The sequence below is a fragment of the Pseudomonas sp. B21-035 genome (assembly GCF_024748945.1).
In the GTDB taxonomy this organism is placed as follows: domain Bacteria; phylum Pseudomonadota; class Gammaproteobacteria; order Pseudomonadales; family Pseudomonadaceae; genus Aquipseudomonas.
The window spans coordinates 4701576-4717889 of the sequence record NZ_CP087179.1 but is presented as its reverse complement, the minus strand read 5'-3'; the positions used below and the strand labels follow the sequence as shown (position 1 = coordinate 4717889).

The window sequence follows — 16314 nt, the reverse complement described above, 5'->3', positions numbered from 1 at the left end:
GGTCGGTTCTCAGTAGGCAAGGTAGGTCAAGGGCAGGTCGCGGATCTGTTCCTGCGCCGGTGGCAGGTAGCGCGCGTCGGCGGTCAGTTCGTGCAGCAGGTCTTCGCGCAGGCGGTGGAAGGCCAGGCTTGCGCGTTGGCGCGGGTGCGCCAGGTCGATCTCGACGATGCGCTTGATCCGCCCCGGGCGCGGCTCCAGCACCACCACGCGGTCGGCAAGAAACAGCGCTTCCTCGACATCGTGGGTCACCAGCAGGGTGGTGATGCGCGCGCGCTCGCGAATCGCCAGCAGCTCGTCCTGCATCTGCTGGCGGGTCAGCGCGTCGAGGGCGCCGAAGGGTTCATCGAGCAGAAGAATGCGCGGGCTGGCCACCAGGCCGCGGGCAATCGCCACGCGCTGGGCCATGCCACCGGACAGCTGGTGCGGGTAGGCCTGGCTGAAGTCCTCAAGGCCCACCAGGGCGATGTACTGGTTGATGCGTTGCTGGCGCTGCTCGTTGTTCAAGGGGTCGTTGACCAGGCCCAGGGCGATGTTTTGCGAAACGGTTAGCCAGGGGAACAGCCGGTGCTCCTGAAAGACGATGCCGCGTTCGCTGCCGATGCCATCGAGCGGCTTGCCATCGATCAGGATCTGCCCCTGGTAGTCGTTGTCCAGGCCGATCAGCAGGCGCAGCAGGGTGGATTTGCCGCAGCCGCTGGCGCCGACGATGGCGACGAATTCACCGTCGGCGATCTGCAGGTTGAAGTCGCGGATGGCTTCCAGCTCGCCGCCAGCAACGGCGAAGTGTTTGCCGACCTGATTGAAACTGACCAGGGCAGGGGCGATGGCGTTCATGCTCGTCTCCAGCGCGTGGCGCGCAATTCGAGGTGTTGTCCGAGGGCGCCCAGCAGGGCGCCGGTGAGGCCGACCAGGAGCATCCCGGCCATGATGATGTCCATGCGCAGCAGTTGCTGGGCGCCGATCATCAAGCTGCCGATACCGCCGCCCGAAGGCATGAAATACTCGGCGCCGATGGTGCCCAGCCAGGCGTAGATCAGGCTGATGCGCAGGCCGGCGAAAATCCCCGGCGCCGCGCCCGGCAGCACCAGCCGGCGCAAGCGCTGGGGCAGATCGAGGTGCAGTACGCGGGCGGCTTCCTCCAGCTGTGGCGAACGGCTGGCCACCGCCCGCTGGGTGGCAATGAACAGCGGGAAGAACGCCGCCAGGCCAACGAACACCCACTTGGCCAGTTCACCAAGGCCGAACCAGGCGGTCAGCAGCGGCACCCAGGCGAAGATTGCGATCTGCCGCAAGCCGGCCAGGCTGGGCCCGAGCAGGCGTTCGGCAGGCGTCGACAGCCCCAGCCACAGGCCCAGGGCGAAGCCCAGGCCACCGCCGAGCAGCAAACCGCCCAGTGCCCGGCCGACACTGATGGCCAGTGCGCCGCTGAGCGAGCCGTCAAGCAGGCCGTCCCAGGTGGTCTGCAAGACCTGCAGCGGGGCGACCAGGATCTGCGTGTCGACCCAGTCCAGCTGATTGGCCAGTTGCCACAGCACCAGCAGCGCCAACGGTAGCAGCAACGCCTGCAGGCGCTGGCCACCTTGCAAGCGCGACACCCGCAGCTCGGCGCTGGGCGGGTGCGGCCAGTGCACCAGGCGCCGGTCGAGCCAAGCCAAGCCACGGTCCATGACAAAACCCAGCAGGCCGATGACCAGGATGCAGACGAAGACGATATCGAGCATGAACAGCTGCCGGGCCCAGACCATCAGGTAGCCGATGCCTTCACTGGAGGCCAGCAGCTCTACCGCCAGCAATGAAGTCCAGCCTGTGGCCAGGGCCAGGCGCACGCCGGCGAGAAAGGCCGGCAGGGCCGCCGGAAAAATCAGCCGGCTGATCAACAGGTGCGGCGGCAGGCGCAGTACCGTCGCCGCTTCGCGCAGGCGTGGCTGGGCATCGCGCACGCCGACCAGGGTGTGCAGGGTCACCGGGACGATGATCGCCTTGACCAGCACCACCAGCTTGAGCACCTCGCCGATACCGAACAGCACCATGAACAGCGGCACCCAGGCCAGGGTCGGGATCTGCGCCAGGGCATTGAAGGTCGGCAGCACCAGGCGTTCAACGCGACGGCTGAACCCCAGCCAGGCGCCGAGCAAGGCGCCACTGGCAACCCCCAGCAGCAGGCCCAGGGCCAGGCGTTGCAGGCTGATCGCCAGGTGTGTCCACAGCTCGCCCTGGGCCAGTTCCAGGCCGCTCTGCCAGACCAGGCTCGGCGCTGGCAGTATCTGTTCGCTCATCCACTGGTTGCGACTGGCCAGCCACCACAGGGCGGCCAATGACAGCGGCAGATACCAGGCTTGCAGGCGGCGCAGGGGCAGGCCGCCGAACCGTCGCGTCCGGCCTGAGGGGCTTGCCAGTGGCAGGCTGGAAAGTGAAGCTCGGGCCATGGAAAACCTCCGCACATTGGCTATTTGCTTATTCTTAAATTGAATTATTCTGTGAGTTTCAATGCGTTTAGGTGATAAGAACCTGCATTTAAAGCCGCTGCCATATCCCGCAGCCAATGCATTCGAAGCATATTTTTCTTGTGTCTGATGCATGGCACGCTGCAAGGCACGTGCTGCGGTATTTATGCTTACAGGTTATTAAAATGTAATTTATTAGTATTTATTTAATGGTTCGGGTTGTCGGTAGCGTGGGCGCACCATTACCAGGAGTCGCGTGCCATGAACCTGTCGATCAACCGTGTGTTCAACCTGTTTGCCGTTCCCGCCCTGGCCGCGGTGGTCGGCTGGCTGCCGCCGCTGGCCCTGGCTGGCGAGGTCAAGGAAATCCGCATCGCCGTGCCTGACCTGAGCGCCGGCACCCAGCATTCCGGTGGCGGTGTGACCGACGTGCTGCGCGACCAGCAACTGCTGGAAAAAGCCTTCGCCGCCGATGGCATCCACATTCAATGGAACTACTTCAAGGGCGCCGGTCCGGTGATCAACGAGGCCTTTGCCAACGGCCAGGTCGACTTCGCCTACCTTGGCGACCTGGCGGCGATCATCGGCAAGGCCAATGGCCTCGACACCCGCCTGCTGGCCGCCACCGGGCGCGGCATCAAGCACTACCTGGGGGTGGCGCCGGGCAGCAACATCAAGACCCTGCAAGACCTCAAGGGCAAGCGCGTGGCGGTGTTCCGCGGCACCGCCACCCAGCTGTCGTTCGACGCCGCCCTGGCCAGCCAGGGCCTGAGCGAGAAGGACCTGAAGGTCATCAACCTGGATTTCAACGCGGCGATTGCCGCCCTGGCCGCCAGGCAGATCGACGCCACTTGGGGCTCGACCGGCATCAGCGCCCTCAAGCAACGCGGCCTGGCCGAGCTGCCGTTGAATACCCGCGACCTGGGCGGCGCCGGCAATGTCCAGGCGGTGCTGGTGGGCTCCGGGCGCTTTGTCGACGAGCATCCCGAACTGGTGGAAAAACTGCTGGCCGCCCAGCAGCAGGCCGTGCACTGGCTGACCCAGGACGACAACAAGGACGCTTATATCCAGCTGGTTTCGGGGCTGGCCAGCTACCCGCCGGCGATCCTCCAGCAAGACTTGCAGGATGAGCAACTGAGCAAGATCTTCCCCTCGACCCTGGATGCCGACTTCCTGAGCAAGTTGCAGGCGTCAGTGGACCTGGCCGCCGAGCAGCGGCTGATCCGCAAAGGGTTCAAGGTCGATCAGTGGCTGGCACCGCAGGCTATCCGGCCAGCACCTGCACCTCTGGCTGCCGATCGAGGCTGACCAGGGTTTCGATCATTGCCCGGGCGGCGGGCGAGAGGCGGTATCCGCTGCGGCTGACGATGCCGCAGCGGGCGTTGAGGCTATCAAGGTTGGCCGGCAGGTTGCGCCAGTGCAGGCGCACCAGGCGGCCGTGGTCGATGTCCTCGGCAAAGGCTTCTTCGGTGCCGATGCCAATGGCATCGGTACCCAGCACGATTTTCACCAGGGTCGGCAGGTGCTCGGTTTGCACCTGTGGGGCGAAGTCGGTCTTGCCGCTGAGGTTGGCCAGCAGCTTGCGCACCCCCGGCGGGATCAGGGTGGTGGCCAGCGGGTAGTCGAACATGTCGTTGGTCGACAGGCTGTCCTTGGCCAGCAGCGGGTGCCCCGGGCGGCAGAAGAACAGGCCGCGGCGCGGGCTCAGCGCTTGGGTCTGGAAGTTCGGGTCGGCCTCGAAGTGGCGGATATCGGCGACGAAGAATTCGATCTCTTCACGGTTTAGCGCGCGGCTGAGTTTTTCCCAGTTATCCACGTCGAAGCAGGTGCGCACCTTAGGGTGGGCGGCGAGAAAGCGCGCCACCGCCTGCGGCACCAGGTGCACTGCCGGCGCCGGGCCGCAGCCAAAGCGCAGCTCGCCGGCATCGAGCTTGGTCATCTGCTGCACCTCGCTGTTGAGCTGAGCCGCGCCTTGCACCAGGCGCAGGGCGTGTTGCAGCACCACCTGGCCTTCGGGGGTGGGGCGCAGGTCCTTGTTGCCGCGATCGATCAGCACGCAGCCAAACTCTTGTTCCAGGCCCTGGATGCTGCGGCTGAAAGCCGGTTGGGTGATGCCCATGGCATCGGCGGCGCGGACAAAACTGCGGTGTTCGGTGAGGGCGATGAAGTAACGCAGTTGGCGAAGATCCATATGCTTTCCCGGCATTCCAAAAATACGGCGAAGGTATTTGCCGCCGCGCAGGCTCAGGTTTTAAATGCAAGCTCTTATTCCGTCAATGAAGCATCTGCTTATTTGTTAGAGCTTATTTGCATATTAATAGAGCAGAGCTTTCATCGGCACTTAGCGCAACCTAGCCAGATGAGGGTCAAACCATGAGCAATGCCGCACGCGCCGTAGTACCTGTCACCCATACCCTGGAGATTCACCCGGTGGCCGGGCGCATCGGTGCCGAGATTCGTGGCGTCCAGTTGAGCGCCGACCTTGAACCGGCCGTGATCGAGGCCATCCAGGCTGCGCTGGTGCAGTACAAGGTGGTGTTCTTCCGCGCCCAGACCCACCTTGATGACCAGGGGCAGGAGGCCTTCGCGCACCTGCTCGGCGAGCCGATCGCCCACCCGACCGTGCCGGTGCGCGAAGGCACCCGCTACCTGCTTGAGCTTGATGGTGGCGAAGGGCGCCGGGCCAATTCCTGGCACACCGACGTGACTTTCGTCGATGCCTACCCCAAGGCGTCGATCCTGCGCTCGGTGGTGGCACCCGAATCCGGCGGCGATACCGTCTGGGCTAACACCGCCACGGCTTACCAGGACCTTTCCGCTGAGCTGCAGGCCTTGGCGGACCAGCTCTGGGCGGTGCACAGCAACGAGTACGACTACGCCGCCGCCAAACCCAACGTGAGCCTTGAGCAGCTGGAAAACTACCGCAAGGTCTTCACCTCGACGGTGTACGAAACCGAGCATCCAGTAGTGCGCGTGCACCCGGTCAGCGGCGAGAAAAACCTGCTGCTGGGGCACTTCGTCAAACGCATCAAGGGCTACTCGCAGAGCGACTCGGCGCACTTGTTCAACCTGCTGCAAAGCCATGTCACCCGGTTGGAAAACACCGTACGCTGGCGCTGGCAGGCCGGTGACGTAGCGATCTGGGACAACCGCGCGACCCAGCATTACGCAGTGGACGACTATGGCACCCAGGGCCGGGTGGTGCGCCGGGTGACTTTGCAGGGCGATGTGCCGGTGGGGGTTGCCGGGCAGCGCAGCCGCACGACTCGCGGGGCTTGAAGCCATCGCGGGTCAAGTCGAGTCGTCGCACCGCCGCTCCCACAGGTGTCCCAAATACCTGTGGGAACTGGCGTAGCAGCAGATTCAGAGAATACCGATCGGATAACTGATGATCAGCCGGTTCTCGTCAAAGGCGTTGGTGCTGTAGTCCCGGCGCATGGTCGAGTTGCGCCATTTCAGCGACAGGCTCTTCAAGGTCCCGGACTGGATTACATAAGCCAGCTCCGATTCCCGCGCCCATTCCTTGCCATCGCTGATGGCGCCGGTATGCACGTTGTCGCCGCTGATGTAGCGGTTCATCAGGGTCAGCCCGGGCACGCCGAGGGCGGCGAAGTTGTAGTCGTGACGCAACTGCCAGGAGCGCTCCTGGGCGTTGTCGAAGCTTGAGTTGTAGCTGTCGTTGGCCAGGGTGCCACCACTGGTGCCATTGACCCGCATCCAGGCATCGTCGCCGCTGACTTTCTGCAGGCCGACATAGAAGGTACTGGCGCCGTACTTGGCCGAGAGCATTGCCGAGGCAGTGCGGTTGTCCAGTTTGCCTGCGCGTTCGGCGCCGTCTTCCTTGCCGATGAAGTAGCCGAGGTTGGCGCCCAGGGTCCAGTCGCCCAGCGGCTGGCTGTGCACCAGGTTGAGGTACTGCTGGTTGTAGATGTCCTTGAGCTCGGCGTTCCACAAACCGATCATCGTGCGCTTGTCGTTGAAGCTGTATTCGCCACCGGCAAAGTTGAAACGGTCGGAGGTGAAGGCCGCGCGGCCGTTCATCGACATGTCTTCCATGCTCGCATCGTTACGCGGGCTGTTGCCGCGAAACTGCCCGGCATACAGGGTCAGGCCGGCGATTTCCTGCGAGGTGAGCTGGCCGCCACGGAAGGTCTGCGGCAGCGAGCGGCCGTCGTCGGAACGCAGGATCGGCAGCACCGGCATCCATTCGCCAACCTTAAGCTCAGTGTTGGAGATCTTCGCCTTCAGCGCCACCCCCAGGCGGCCGAAGTCGTCGGCCGGGCGGCCATCATCGTGCACCGGCAGCAGGTGGGTACCCGCCGTGCCCTTGCCGCCATCGAGCTTGACCGAGTACAGGCCCAATACATCCACGCCAAAACCGACCAGGCCCTGAGTAAAGCCGGAGCGGGCGTCGAGGATGAAACTCTGGGTCCATTCCTCGCCCTTGCCCTGGGGGTTGGCCGGGTCGACGAAGTTGCGGTTGATGTAAAAGTTGCGCAGGTTGAGGCTGGCCTTGGCGTCCTCGACAAAGCCGCCTTCGGCCGCGAGGGCGGGCAGGGCGCAAGTCATGGCCAGCAAGCCGGGAAGCAGGTGTCGTGCGGGTGTGGTCATCGTCAGTTGTCTCTTGTTTTTATGTAAGCCGAAGCCATCCGCTGCGACGCTTGGAGGTCACAGGCCGGGCTACGATCTTTGGGGATACGCTTTGGAAAAGCTGCGAAGCGATGGTGCGGCGGAGGGCGGGGATGAATCAATTCGTTACGGGCGGAATTGGGCGATAATCGAACGGTAACTGTTTGGTTAATTCCTTGGCCCGGGGTTACAAAAGGCTCTTCATGCAATCCTGAGATCTATGATTTTTGTGGTTGGGTTTGCAAGCTTATCCATTTGATGTGGCGCGGCTGCCGGCCCCTTCCGCCCTTACGGCGGGTCCCTTTTGTTCTTGGCAAAAGGAACCAAAACCGCTCGCTCCAGCATACGGCCCTACGCTGCGCTCCGGGTTCCTTCGCTACGGTGCCTTCCAGGGGCATCGCGGCCTACGACTTGCTGCGCCAAGTCTACGTCTCGCGACTTCGGCTCAGGCCGAAGGGTGCTGCGCACCAGCCCCCTCCAGACACCTACGCTCAGCCTCCTGAAGTCGCGAAGTTACGGGCGGTGCCTGCACTGGCGTATCTGCGAAATCATATTCTGGCGCGGTCATACTGAAGCCAAAGCTAGGAACGACTTGCTTGGTTTTGGTTTTGGTCTTGATCTTCATGCACGTACTTCCAGGCGCCGCGAAAAGCGACTTCAGGAGGCCGAGCGTAGGTGCCTGTAGGGGCGGTGCGCAGCACCTTCGGCGGCAGCCGAAGACGCGAGATGTAGACTTGGCGCAGCAAGTCGTAGGCCGCGATGCCCCGGAAGGTGCCGTAGCGAGGGGACCCGAAGCGCAGCGTAGGGCCGTATGCAGGAGCAAGCGGTTTTGCCTACTTCTTCCCAAGAGAAAAGTAGGCCGCCGTAAAGGCGGAAGGGGCAAGCAGCAGCGCCACAACGAATGGATAAGCTCGCAAACCCACATCTAAACCCTACACCCGGAACTCCCCAAATAACCATAATAAAAAGCCCACCGCCAAGGGTGGGCTCTTCTACAGCACAGGGACTCAGCCTTTCGGCGTCTGGACCGCTGCCTGCTGCTGCGCCTGACCGGTCTGCTCGTACCAGCCGCCACCGAGGGCCTTGTACAGGTTGACCTCGCTGACCAGCTGCGACAGGCGATCGCTGATCAACGACTGCTGGGTGTTGAACAGCTGACGCTGGGCGTCGAGGAAGGTCAGGTTGCTGTCGATACCGATGCGGTAGCGACGCTCGGCCAGGCGGTAGTAGTCCTGGTTGGCGGCAACCAGATCACGCTGGGCCTGCAACTGCTGGTTGAAGGTCTGGCGCGCGGCGAGGCCATCGGAGACTTCCTGGAAGGCGGTCTGGATGGTTTTCTCGTATTTCGCGACGTTGATGTCCTTCTGGATCTTCGAGTAGTCGAGGCTGGCGCGCAGGGCACCGGCGTTGAAGATCGGCAGGTTGATCTGCGGCTGGAACAGCCAGGTGCCCGAACCACCCTTGAACAGGCCGCCCATGTCCGGGCTCAGGGTGCCGGCATTGGCGGTCAGGCTGATGCTCGGGAAGAACGCTGCGCGGGCGGCGCCAATGTTGGCATTGGCGGCCTTGAGCAGGTGTTCGGCTTCCTGGATGTCTGGCCGGCGTTGCAGCAGGTCGGACGGCAGGCCCGCCGGCACTTCGGCCAGCAGGTCGCTGTCGAGCTTCTGCGCGGTCGGCAGGTTGGCCGGCACGCCGGTGCCGAGCAGCACGGTCAGGCTGTTGAGGTCCTGAGCAACCTGGCGCTGGAACTGCGCCAGCTTGACCCGCGCGCCCTCAACCGAGGTGCGTGCCTGGCTCAGGTCCAGAGCCGAGGCCACCCCCACTTCATTGCTACGCGCGGTCAGCTGATAGCTTTCCTCGTAGGTCTTGAGGGTGTCTTCGGTCAGCTTGAGCAGTGCCTGGTCGGCCTGCCAGGTGAAGTAGGCGTTGGCCACACTGGCCACCAGGCTGATCTGCGTCGAGCGCCGGGCTTCTTCGCTGGACAGGTAGTTCTCCAGCTGTTGTTCGGTCAGGCTGCGCACCCGGCCGAACAGGTCCAGCTCATAGGCGCTGACCCCGAGGGTCGCCGAGTACTGGCTGGTGATGCCCGATTCGCCGGTTTGCGACATGTTCGCCGGCATCCGCTGGCGGCTGCCGCTGCCATTGGCCGAAACCGCCGGGAACAGGTCGGCACGCTGGATGCGGTATTGCGCACGGTAGGCATCGATGTTCAGCGCCGCGACCTTGAGGTCGCGGTTGTTGACCAGCGCGGTCTGGATCAATTGCTGCAGCGCCGGGTCATGGAAGAACTGACGCCAGCCCTGTTCGGCGGCGGCCACCTCGGCCGACTCGGTCGGCGAGTAGGCAGGGCCTTGCGGCCACTGCGCGGCCACCGGCGATTCCGGGGTCTGGTAGTCAGGGATCAGCGAGCAGCCGCCAAGAATGAAAGCGGTTACTGCCAGGGACAACAGGGACTTACTCATTGCCCGGCCTCATAGCGTGGAGTTTCAGGGGTGGCGTCCTCTTCGGGCTTCTTGCTACCGAACAGCGACGACACACTTACGAAGAACAATGGCACCCAGAAGATCGCCAGTACCGTGGCGGTGATCATGCCGCCGATCACCCCGGTACCGATCGCATGCTGGCTACCCGAGCCTGCACCGCTGGAAATGGCCAACGGTACCACGCCGAGGATGAACGCCAGCGAGGTCATGATGATCGGCCGCAGACGCATCCGGCAGGCTTCGATGGCCGCGTCGATCAGGCTGCGGCCCTGCTCGTGCAGCTCTTTGGCGAATTCGACGATCAGGATCGCGTTCTTCGCCGCCAGGCCGATGGTGGTCAACAGACCCACCTGGAAATACACGTCGTTGGACAACCCGCGCAGGCTGGTGGCCAGCAGCGCACCGATGATCCCCAGCGGTACCACGAGCATGACCGCGATCGGGATCGACCAGCTTTCATACAGCGCTGCCAGACAGAGGAACACCATCAGCAGCGACAGGGCGTACAGCGCTGGCGCCTGGGAGCCGGACAGCCGCTCCTCGTACGACAGGCCCGTCCATGAGTAACCGATACCCGCCGGCAGTTGCGCGGCCAGGCGCTCGACCTCAAGCATGGCTTCACCGGTACTGTAGCCAGGGGCTGGTGCACCGAGGATTTCCATGGCTTCGACACCGTTGTAACGCGACAGCTTCGGTGCACCGTAGATCCACTCGCCCTTGGCGAAGGAGGAGAACGGCACCATCTCGCCGGCGGCGTTGCGCACGAACCACTTCTGCAGGTCTTCCGGGCTCATCCGTGCACCGGCTTCACCCTGGATGTAGACCTTCTTGACCCGGCCGCGGTCGATGAAGTCGTTGACGTAGCTGGCACCCAGGGCAATCGACAGGGTGTTGTTGATGTCGGCGATGGTCACGCCCAGGGCACTGGCGCGCTCGTCGTCGACGGTCAGCTGGTACTGCGGTTCATCGTTCAGGCCGTTCGGGCGCACTGCCGAGAGGATCTTGCTTTGCGCAGCCATGCCGAGGAACTGGTTACGCGCTTGCATCAGTTTTTCGTGGCCGACACCGGCACGGTCTTGCAGGAACACGTCGAAACCGGTGGCGTTACCCAGCTCCAGTACCGCAGGCGGGGCAAAGGCGAACACCATCGCGTCGCGGAAGCTGAAGAAGTGCTGCTGGGCACGGTTGGCCAGGTTGAACACGTTGTTCTCGGCCGAACGTTCGCCCCATGGCTTGAGCATGATGAAGGCCATGCCCGAGCTCTGGCCGCGACCGGCGAAGTTGAAGCCGTTGACGGTGAACACCGAGGCAACGGTATCGGCTTCCTTGTCGAGCAGGTAGCTGCGCATCTCGTCGATCACCACCTGGGTGCGCTCGGCGCTGGAACCGGCCGGGGTCTGCACCTGGGCAAACAGTACGCCCTGGTCTTCTTCAGGCAGGAACGCCGTCGGAATGCGGGTGAACAGCCAGATCATGCCGACCACGATCAGCAGGTAGGCCAGCAGGTACGGGGCCTTGTGCCGCAGCATGTTGCCGACGCCGCGCTCGTAGCTGCGCACGCTGCGGTCGAAGTTGCGGTTGAACCAGCCGAAGAAGCCGCGCTTGGCAACGTGGTGCTCGCCCTTGGCAATCGGCTTGAGCATGGTCGCGCACAGTGCCGGGGTGAAGATCAGTGCCACCAGTACCGACAGGGCCATGGCCGAGACGATAGTGATGGAGAACTGTTTATAAATCACACCGGTGGAGCCGCCGAAGAAGGCCATGGGCAGCAGTACCGCCGACAGCACCAGGGCGATACCGACCAGGGCGCCCTGGATCTGTCCCATGGACTTCTTGGTCGCTTCCTTGGGTGATAGCCCTTCTTCGGACATTACCCGCTCGACGTTCTCCACCACGACGATGGCATCGTCCACCAGCAAGCCGATGGCCAGTACCATGCCGAACATGGTCAGGGTGTTGATGCTGAAATCGAACGCCGCAAGAATCCCGAACGTACCCAGCAATACCACCGGTACGGTCATGGTGGTGATGATGGTGGCGCGGAAGTTCTGCAGGAACAGGTACATCACCAGGAACACCAGCACGATCGCTTCGATCAGGGTGTGGATTACCCCGCTGATCGACTCGGTCACCACTGGCGTGGTGTCATACGGGAACACCGCCTTCATGCCTTCCGGGAAGAACGGTTCCAGGTCGGTGATGGTCTGGCGCAGGGCCTTGGCGGTATCCAGGGCGTTGGCGCCGGTGGCCAGTTTCACCGCAAGGCCAGAGGCCGGCTTGCCGTTGAACTGGGCGCTGATTGCGTAGTTTTCACCACCCAGGCCGACCTTGGCGACATCGCTCAGGCGCACCTGGGAGCCGTCACGGTTGACCTTGAGCAGGATCTTCTCGAACTGCTCGGCGGTCTGCAGGCGGGTCTTGCCGATGATCGTGGCGTTCAGCTGGGTACCCGGCAGGGCAGGCAGGCCGCCGAGCTGGCCGGAGGACACCTGGACGTTCTGCGCGGCCACGGCGGTACGCACGTCGACCGGAGTCAGCTGATACTTGTTCAGCTTGGCCGGATCGAGCCAGATACGCATGGCGTACTGCGCACCGAATACCTGGAAGTCACCGACACCGGCAGTGCGCGAGATCGGGTCCTGCATGTTGGAGACGATGTAGTTGGCCAGGTCGTCCTTGGACATGCTGCCGTCTTCGGACACCAGGCCGATCACCAGCAGGAAGTTCTTCACCGCCTTGGTCACGCGGATACCCTGTTGCTGCACTTCTTGCGGCAGCAGCGGGGTGGCCAGGTTGAGCTTGTTCTGCACCTGGACCTGCGCGGTATCGGGGTTGGTACCCTGCTCGAAGGTCGCGGTAATGGTCATGCTGCCGTCGGAGTTACTTTCCGACGACACATAACGCAGGTTGTCGATACCGTTGAGCTGCTGCTCGATCACCTGCACCACGGTGTCCTGCACGGTCTGCGCCGAAGCGCCCGGGTAGGTCACGGCGATGGCGATGGCCGGCGGCGCGATGCTCGGGTACTGGTTGATCGGCAACTTGAGGATCGACAAGGCGCCGACCAGCATGATCACCAAGGCGATCACCCAGGCAAAGATCGGGCGATCGATAAAGAATCTCGACATGGTTTACTCCCCTTTGGCCCCTGCAGTCGTTGCATTGGCCTGGGTTGGCTGGGCAGGCTTGACGTTGGTGGCTTCGCTGACCTTGACCTCGACGCCCGGCTTGACGAACTGCAGGCCTTCGGTGATCAGGCGGTCGCCCGGGTTCAGGCCTTCCTCGATCAGCCAGTCGCTACCGACGGTACGGCTGGCCTTGAGCTGACGCAACTCGACCTTGTTGTCCTTGTTGACGATCAACGCGGTCGGCTGGCCCTTGAGGTCGCGGGTCACGCCTTGCTGTGGCGCGAGGATGGCGGCGCTGTTGACCCCGGCAGCCAGGCGCGCATGCACGAACATGCCCGGCAGCAGGTTGTGCTCGGGGTTGGGGAACACGGCGCGCAGGGTCACGGAGCCGGTGGTCTGGTCAACCGAGACTTCGGAGAACTCCAGGCGACCTTCCTTGGCGTAGGTGCTGCCGTCTTCCAGGGTCAGGGTGACCTTGGCGGCGTTGTCGCCGACCTTCTGCAACTGGCCGCTTTCCAGCTCGCGGCGCAGTTTGAGCAGCTCGGCCGAGGACTGGGTGACGTCGACATAGATCGGGTCGAGCTGCTGGATAACGGCCATGGCTTCGGCCTGGCCGTTGTTGACCAGCGCGCCTTCGGTTACCGAAGAGCGGCCGATACGGCCGCTGATGGGCGCCAGGACCTTGGTGTAGCGCAGGTCGATCTGGGCACTGCGCAGCGAGGCTTCAGCCTGCAAACGTTTGGCTTGGGCGTCGTCGTATTCCTGGCGGCTGACAGCCTGTTCGTTGACCAGCTGCTTGTAACGCTCGGACAGCGAACGGGTCGATTGCAGGTTGGCCTGGGCGCTGTTCAGGGTCGCCTCGTACACCGACGGGTCGATCTGGTACAGCTGCTGGCCGTCTTTGACCTCGCTGCCTTCCTTGAACAGACGTTTGAGAATGATGCCGTTGACCTGCGGGCGAACCTCGGCGATGCGGTACGCAGTGGTACGGCCGGGGAGGTCGGATGTCAGGGTATAGGCCTGGGTTTGCAGGGTTACGACGCCGACCTGAGGAGCTTGCGCCGCAGGCGCCGCCTCTTCCTTTTTACAGCCGCTGAGCAGTGTTGCCAGGGCGACGGCGGAAACCAGAGCGGTAACAGCTGGCTTGAATTGCATGAAGATCCTCGGGTCGCAAGAGCTGAAGACGCTCAAGAATAATGGAAAGGGTGCGCTATAAAAAATGCTGTCGAGTGGATAAATAGCTTGCTAAGGAATATACTTACATTCATGGTTGTTTGTAAATACCTCGCAGGCGACGTGTTCAGCCAATGCGAGCCCCCAAATTAATACAGCCGGTAACAGCCTGCAGAGGCTGACCCGGCCCGACTCCCAGGCACCCTGCGTGCGTGCCCGGGCCTGATGAGGTTGTACTGCCATGGTCCGTCGAACCAAAGAAGAAGCCCAGGAAACCCGCGCCCAGATTCTCGAAGCTGCGGAAAAGGCCTTCTACAAGCGCGGGGTAGCGCGTACCACCCTGGCCGATATCGCCAAGGAGGCGGGTGTGACCCGCGGTGCTATCTACTGGCACTTCAACGACAAGGCCGAACTGGTGCAGGCCATGCTCGACAGCCTGCACGAGCCGCTGGACGCCCTGGCCCGGGCCAGCGAAAGCGAGGATGAACTCGACCCGCTCGGCTGCATGCGCAAGCTGCTGGTACGCTTGATGCACCAGATGGTGCTCGATCCGAAGACCCGGCGAATCAATGAAATTCTGCATCACAAATGCGAGTTCACCGATGATATGTGCGAGATCCGCCAGCAACGGCAGGCCTCGACGATCGAATGTCATGCCCATATTGCGTTGTCGCTGGGCAATGCAGTCAAGCGCGGGCAACTGCCCGCCGACGTGGACCCAGAGCGCGCAGCGCTGGCCATCTATGCCTATATAGACGGACTGATTCGCCGCTGGCTACTGCTGCCCGACAGCTTCGACCTGCTCAACCAGGCCGAGCAGTGGATCGATACCGGGCTGGATATGCTGCGCTTGAGCCCCGCCTTGCGCAAATGAGACTTTGTGAAGCTTTGTGATCATTTGTTTCCACGTCAGTTATAAGGTCTTACGGGCGGCCGCGCAATTGTCTGTCAGGCAAGGCCAGCGCCGCCGTCAGCCCCAGCAGTGAAACTGCCGCGCTGCCGAGCAGCAGGTTGCGAAAGGTCAGCAGCAATTCAGCCTGCATTGCCGCGGTCGGTTCGCCGGCCTGCAGGCTGCCAAGCAGGGCATCGCCGGCCAGGCTCAAGCCGCCCCGGGCCAGCATCGCCAGCAACAGGGTGGACATGATAGCCACGCCCATGGCCCCGCCCAGTGAGCGGAACAGGTTGGTGGTACTGGTGGCCACGCCGATATCTCGCGGTTCTACCGCACTCTGGGTTGCCACCAGCGAGGTGGGGAACTGCAGGCCCGAGGCAATGCCGGTCAACAACATGAACACGCCACTGAACCAGGCTGCCTGCGGCGGGCTGAAGGCCATGCCGACGATGGCAAACGGCATCAGCAGCGCGCCGCCGAGAATCTGCGGTTTGTAGCGCCCTGTGTGCGAAGTCATGCGGCCGCCGCAATAAGCGCCGATGGGCAAGCCGATGGCCAGCGGCAGCAGGTGCAACGCGGCGCTGTCGGCGCCGGCACCGGTGATGCTCTGGTAGCGCAGCGGCATCAGCATGGTCAGCGAGATGGCCTGGAAGCTGGTAAAGAAAATCGTGCACCAGCACAGGGTGGCGATGCGATTGGCGAACAGCTTGAGCGGCAGCAGCGGTTCGGCGGTTCGCTGTTCATGCAGTACGAACAGCAGCAGGCCGATCAGCGCACAGCCGAGCAAGCGGGCCACTTGCGCAGAATCCCAGGGCTGGCCCTGGCCGATCAGGGTGATGCCCAGCAGCAGGCTGCCCAGGCCAAGAATCAGCAGCGCGGCGCCGAGGTAATCGACCTGCGCCTTGCGTGTAGGCACCTGCAGGCTGCGCAGGGCTCGGCGGGTCACCCACCAGGCGGTCAGGCCCAGCGGCAGGTTGAGCCAGAACACCCAGCGCCACGACAGGTATTCGGTGAGTATTCCGCCCAGCACCGGCCCGGCGACACTGGCCAGGGCGTACATGCTGCTGAAATAGCCCTGGTAACGGCCGCGTTCGCGCGGCGGCACGAAGTCGCCGATGATCGCCTGGCTGACCGAGACCATGCCGCCGGCGCCGATACCCTGCAGCACCCGCGCGAGCACCAGTTGCTCCATGTTCTGCGCCAGTGCGCAGAAGATCGACGCCAGGGTAAACAGCGCAGTGCCGGTAAGAATCATCCGCCGCCGGCCGTACAAGTCGCCGAGCTTGCCGTAGATCGGCACCGCTACGGTCATGGCCACCATGTAGCCGGAAATCACCCAGGCGAGCAGGCCGACGTCGTTGAATTGCGCCGAAATCGCCGGCATCGACACGGCGACGATGGTCTGGTCGAGGGCGCCGAGGAAGATCGCCAGCATCAGCGCGACGAGCACGCTGCGCAGCACCGGTTGCGGAGTGTTCAGTTGAGTCACGGGCCAGCTCGGGGGCAGGTGAAGCCCGCAGCCGTTACGCTGCGGGAACAGGTGCTGACCAGTCTACTCGATAGCT

11 protein-coding genes are annotated in these 16314 nt (G+C 63.3%); 3 read left to right on the top strand and 8 right to left on the bottom strand.

Going from position 1 to position 16314, the window contains the following annotated elements; all coding sequences use genetic code 11:
• Nucleotides 1-9 precede the first annotated feature (9 nt).
• Both LOY22_RS21460 and LOY22_RS21455 read right to left on the bottom strand, forming a co-directional pair.
• The gene (locus LOY22_RS21460; RefSeq protein WP_045197491.1) at nucleotides 10-834 is read right to left on the bottom strand and encodes an ABC transporter ATP-binding protein; all 825 of its coding nucleotides are present in this window, start codon (nucleotides 832-834) and stop codon (nucleotides 10-12) included.
• The gene (locus LOY22_RS21455) at nucleotides 831-2426 is read right to left on the bottom strand and encodes an ABC transporter permease (RefSeq protein WP_258594737.1); all 1596 of its coding nucleotides are present in this window, start codon (nucleotides 2424-2426) and stop codon (nucleotides 831-833) included. Before LOY22_RS21455 ends, LOY22_RS21460 begins: the two co-directional genes overlap by 4 nt.
• A gap of 279 nt (nucleotides 2427-2705) precedes the next feature.
• Here LOY22_RS21455 and LOY22_RS21450 point away from each other — a divergent pair, with 279 nt between their 5' ends.
• Entirely contained in the window at nucleotides 2706-3752 is a 1047-nt protein-coding gene (locus LOY22_RS21450) for an ABC transporter substrate-binding protein (RefSeq protein WP_093379938.1), read from the top strand.
• On the opposite strand, the gene LOY22_RS21445 is transcribed toward LOY22_RS21450, so the two are convergent.
• A complete protein-coding gene (locus tag LOY22_RS21445; protein WP_093379941.1) occupies nucleotides 3709-4635 on the bottom strand; it encodes a LysR family transcriptional regulator in 927 nt (308 codons plus the stop codon). The two genes, LOY22_RS21450 and LOY22_RS21445, sit on opposite strands and share 44 nt — an antisense overlap.
• Before the next feature lie 182 nt (nucleotides 4636-4817).
• On the opposite strand from LOY22_RS21445, the gene LOY22_RS21440 reads away from it, so the two are divergent.
• The gene (locus tag LOY22_RS21440; RefSeq protein ID WP_093379944.1) at nucleotides 4818-5723 is read left to right on the top strand and encodes a TauD/TfdA family dioxygenase; all 906 of its coding nucleotides are present in this window, start codon (nucleotides 4818-4820) and stop codon (nucleotides 5721-5723) included.
• Nucleotides 5724-5807: 84 nt separating this feature from the next.
• Here the strand turns inward: LOY22_RS21440 and LOY22_RS21435 are convergent, their stop codons facing one another.
• The 4 genes from LOY22_RS21435 to LOY22_RS21420 all read right to left on the bottom strand — a co-directional run bounded on the left by LOY22_RS21435 (nucleotide 5808) and on the right by LOY22_RS21420 (nucleotide 13839).
• Nucleotides 5808-7055 carry an OprD family porin gene (locus LOY22_RS21435; protein ID WP_408980534.1) on the bottom strand — a complete coding sequence of 416 codons (1248 nt, stop codon included), beginning with the start codon at nucleotides 7053-7055 and terminating at the stop codon, nucleotides 5808-5810.
• A 1025-nt stretch (nucleotides 7056-8080) separates the two neighbouring features.
• Complete coding sequence (locus tag LOY22_RS21430) at nucleotides 8081-9535, bottom strand: AdeC/AdeK/OprM family multidrug efflux complex outer membrane factor (RefSeq protein WP_045197503.1); 1455 nt, start codon at nucleotides 9533-9535, stop codon at nucleotides 8081-8083.
• On the bottom strand, nucleotides 9532-12684 hold the full coding sequence (locus LOY22_RS21425; RefSeq protein ID WP_045197505.1) for an efflux RND transporter permease subunit: 3153 nt from the start codon (nucleotides 12682-12684) through the stop codon (nucleotides 9532-9534). The genes LOY22_RS21430 and LOY22_RS21425 overlap by 4 nt, the downstream gene beginning before the upstream one ends.
• 3 nt (nucleotides 12685-12687) lie before the next feature.
• Entirely contained in the window at nucleotides 12688-13839 is a 1152-nt protein-coding gene (locus tag LOY22_RS21420) for an efflux RND transporter periplasmic adaptor subunit (RefSeq protein WP_093379951.1), read from the bottom strand.
• 259 nt (nucleotides 13840-14098) lie between these two features.
• Between LOY22_RS21420 and LOY22_RS21415 the strand changes: the two genes are divergently transcribed.
• The gene (locus LOY22_RS21415; RefSeq protein WP_045197509.1) at nucleotides 14099-14731 is read left to right on the top strand and encodes a TetR family transcriptional regulator; all 633 of its coding nucleotides are present in this window, start codon (nucleotides 14099-14101) and stop codon (nucleotides 14729-14731) included.
• A gap of 49 nt (nucleotides 14732-14780) precedes the next feature.
• On the opposite strand, the gene LOY22_RS21410 is transcribed toward LOY22_RS21415, so the two are convergent.
• Nucleotides 14781-16238 carry an MDR family MFS transporter gene (locus tag LOY22_RS21410; RefSeq protein ID WP_408980929.1) on the bottom strand — a complete coding sequence of 486 codons (1458 nt, stop codon included), beginning with the start codon at nucleotides 16236-16238 and terminating at the stop codon, nucleotides 14781-14783.
• Between the last annotated feature and the right edge of the window lie 76 nt (nucleotides 16239-16314).

Coding starts and splice junctions, on each gene's coding strand:
- LOY22_RS21460 (WP_045197491.1), bottom strand. CDS start 834: ATGAACGCCATCGCCCCTGCCCTGGTCAGTTTCAATCAGGTCGGCAAA.
- LOY22_RS21455 (WP_258594737.1), bottom strand. CDS start 2,426: ATGGCCCGAGCTTCACTTTCCAGCCTGCCACTGGCAAGCCCCTCAGGC.
- LOY22_RS21450 (WP_093379938.1), top strand. CDS start 2,706: ATGAACCTGTCGATCAACCGTGTGTTCAACCTGTTTGCCGTTCCCGCC.
- LOY22_RS21445 (WP_093379941.1), bottom strand. CDS start 4,635: ATGGATCTTCGCCAACTGCGTTACTTCATCGCCCTCACCGAACACCGC.
- LOY22_RS21440 (WP_093379944.1), top strand. CDS start 4,818: ATGAGCAATGCCGCACGCGCCGTAGTACCTGTCACCCATACCCTGGAG.
- LOY22_RS21435 (WP_408980534.1), bottom strand. CDS start 7,055: ATGACCACACCCGCACGACACCTGCTTCCCGGCTTGCTGGCCATGACT.
- LOY22_RS21430 (WP_045197503.1), bottom strand. CDS start 9,535: ATGAGTAAGTCCCTGTTGTCCCTGGCAGTAACCGCTTTCATTCTTGGC.
- LOY22_RS21425 (WP_045197505.1), bottom strand. CDS start 12,684: ATGTCGAGATTCTTTATCGATCGCCCGATCTTTGCCTGGGTGATCGCC.
- LOY22_RS21420 (WP_093379951.1), bottom strand. CDS start 13,839: ATGCAATTCAAGCCAGCTGTTACCGCTCTGGTTTCCGCCGTCGCCCTG.
- LOY22_RS21415 (WP_045197509.1), top strand. CDS start 14,099: ATGGTCCGTCGAACCAAAGAAGAAGCCCAGGAAACCCGCGCCCAGATT.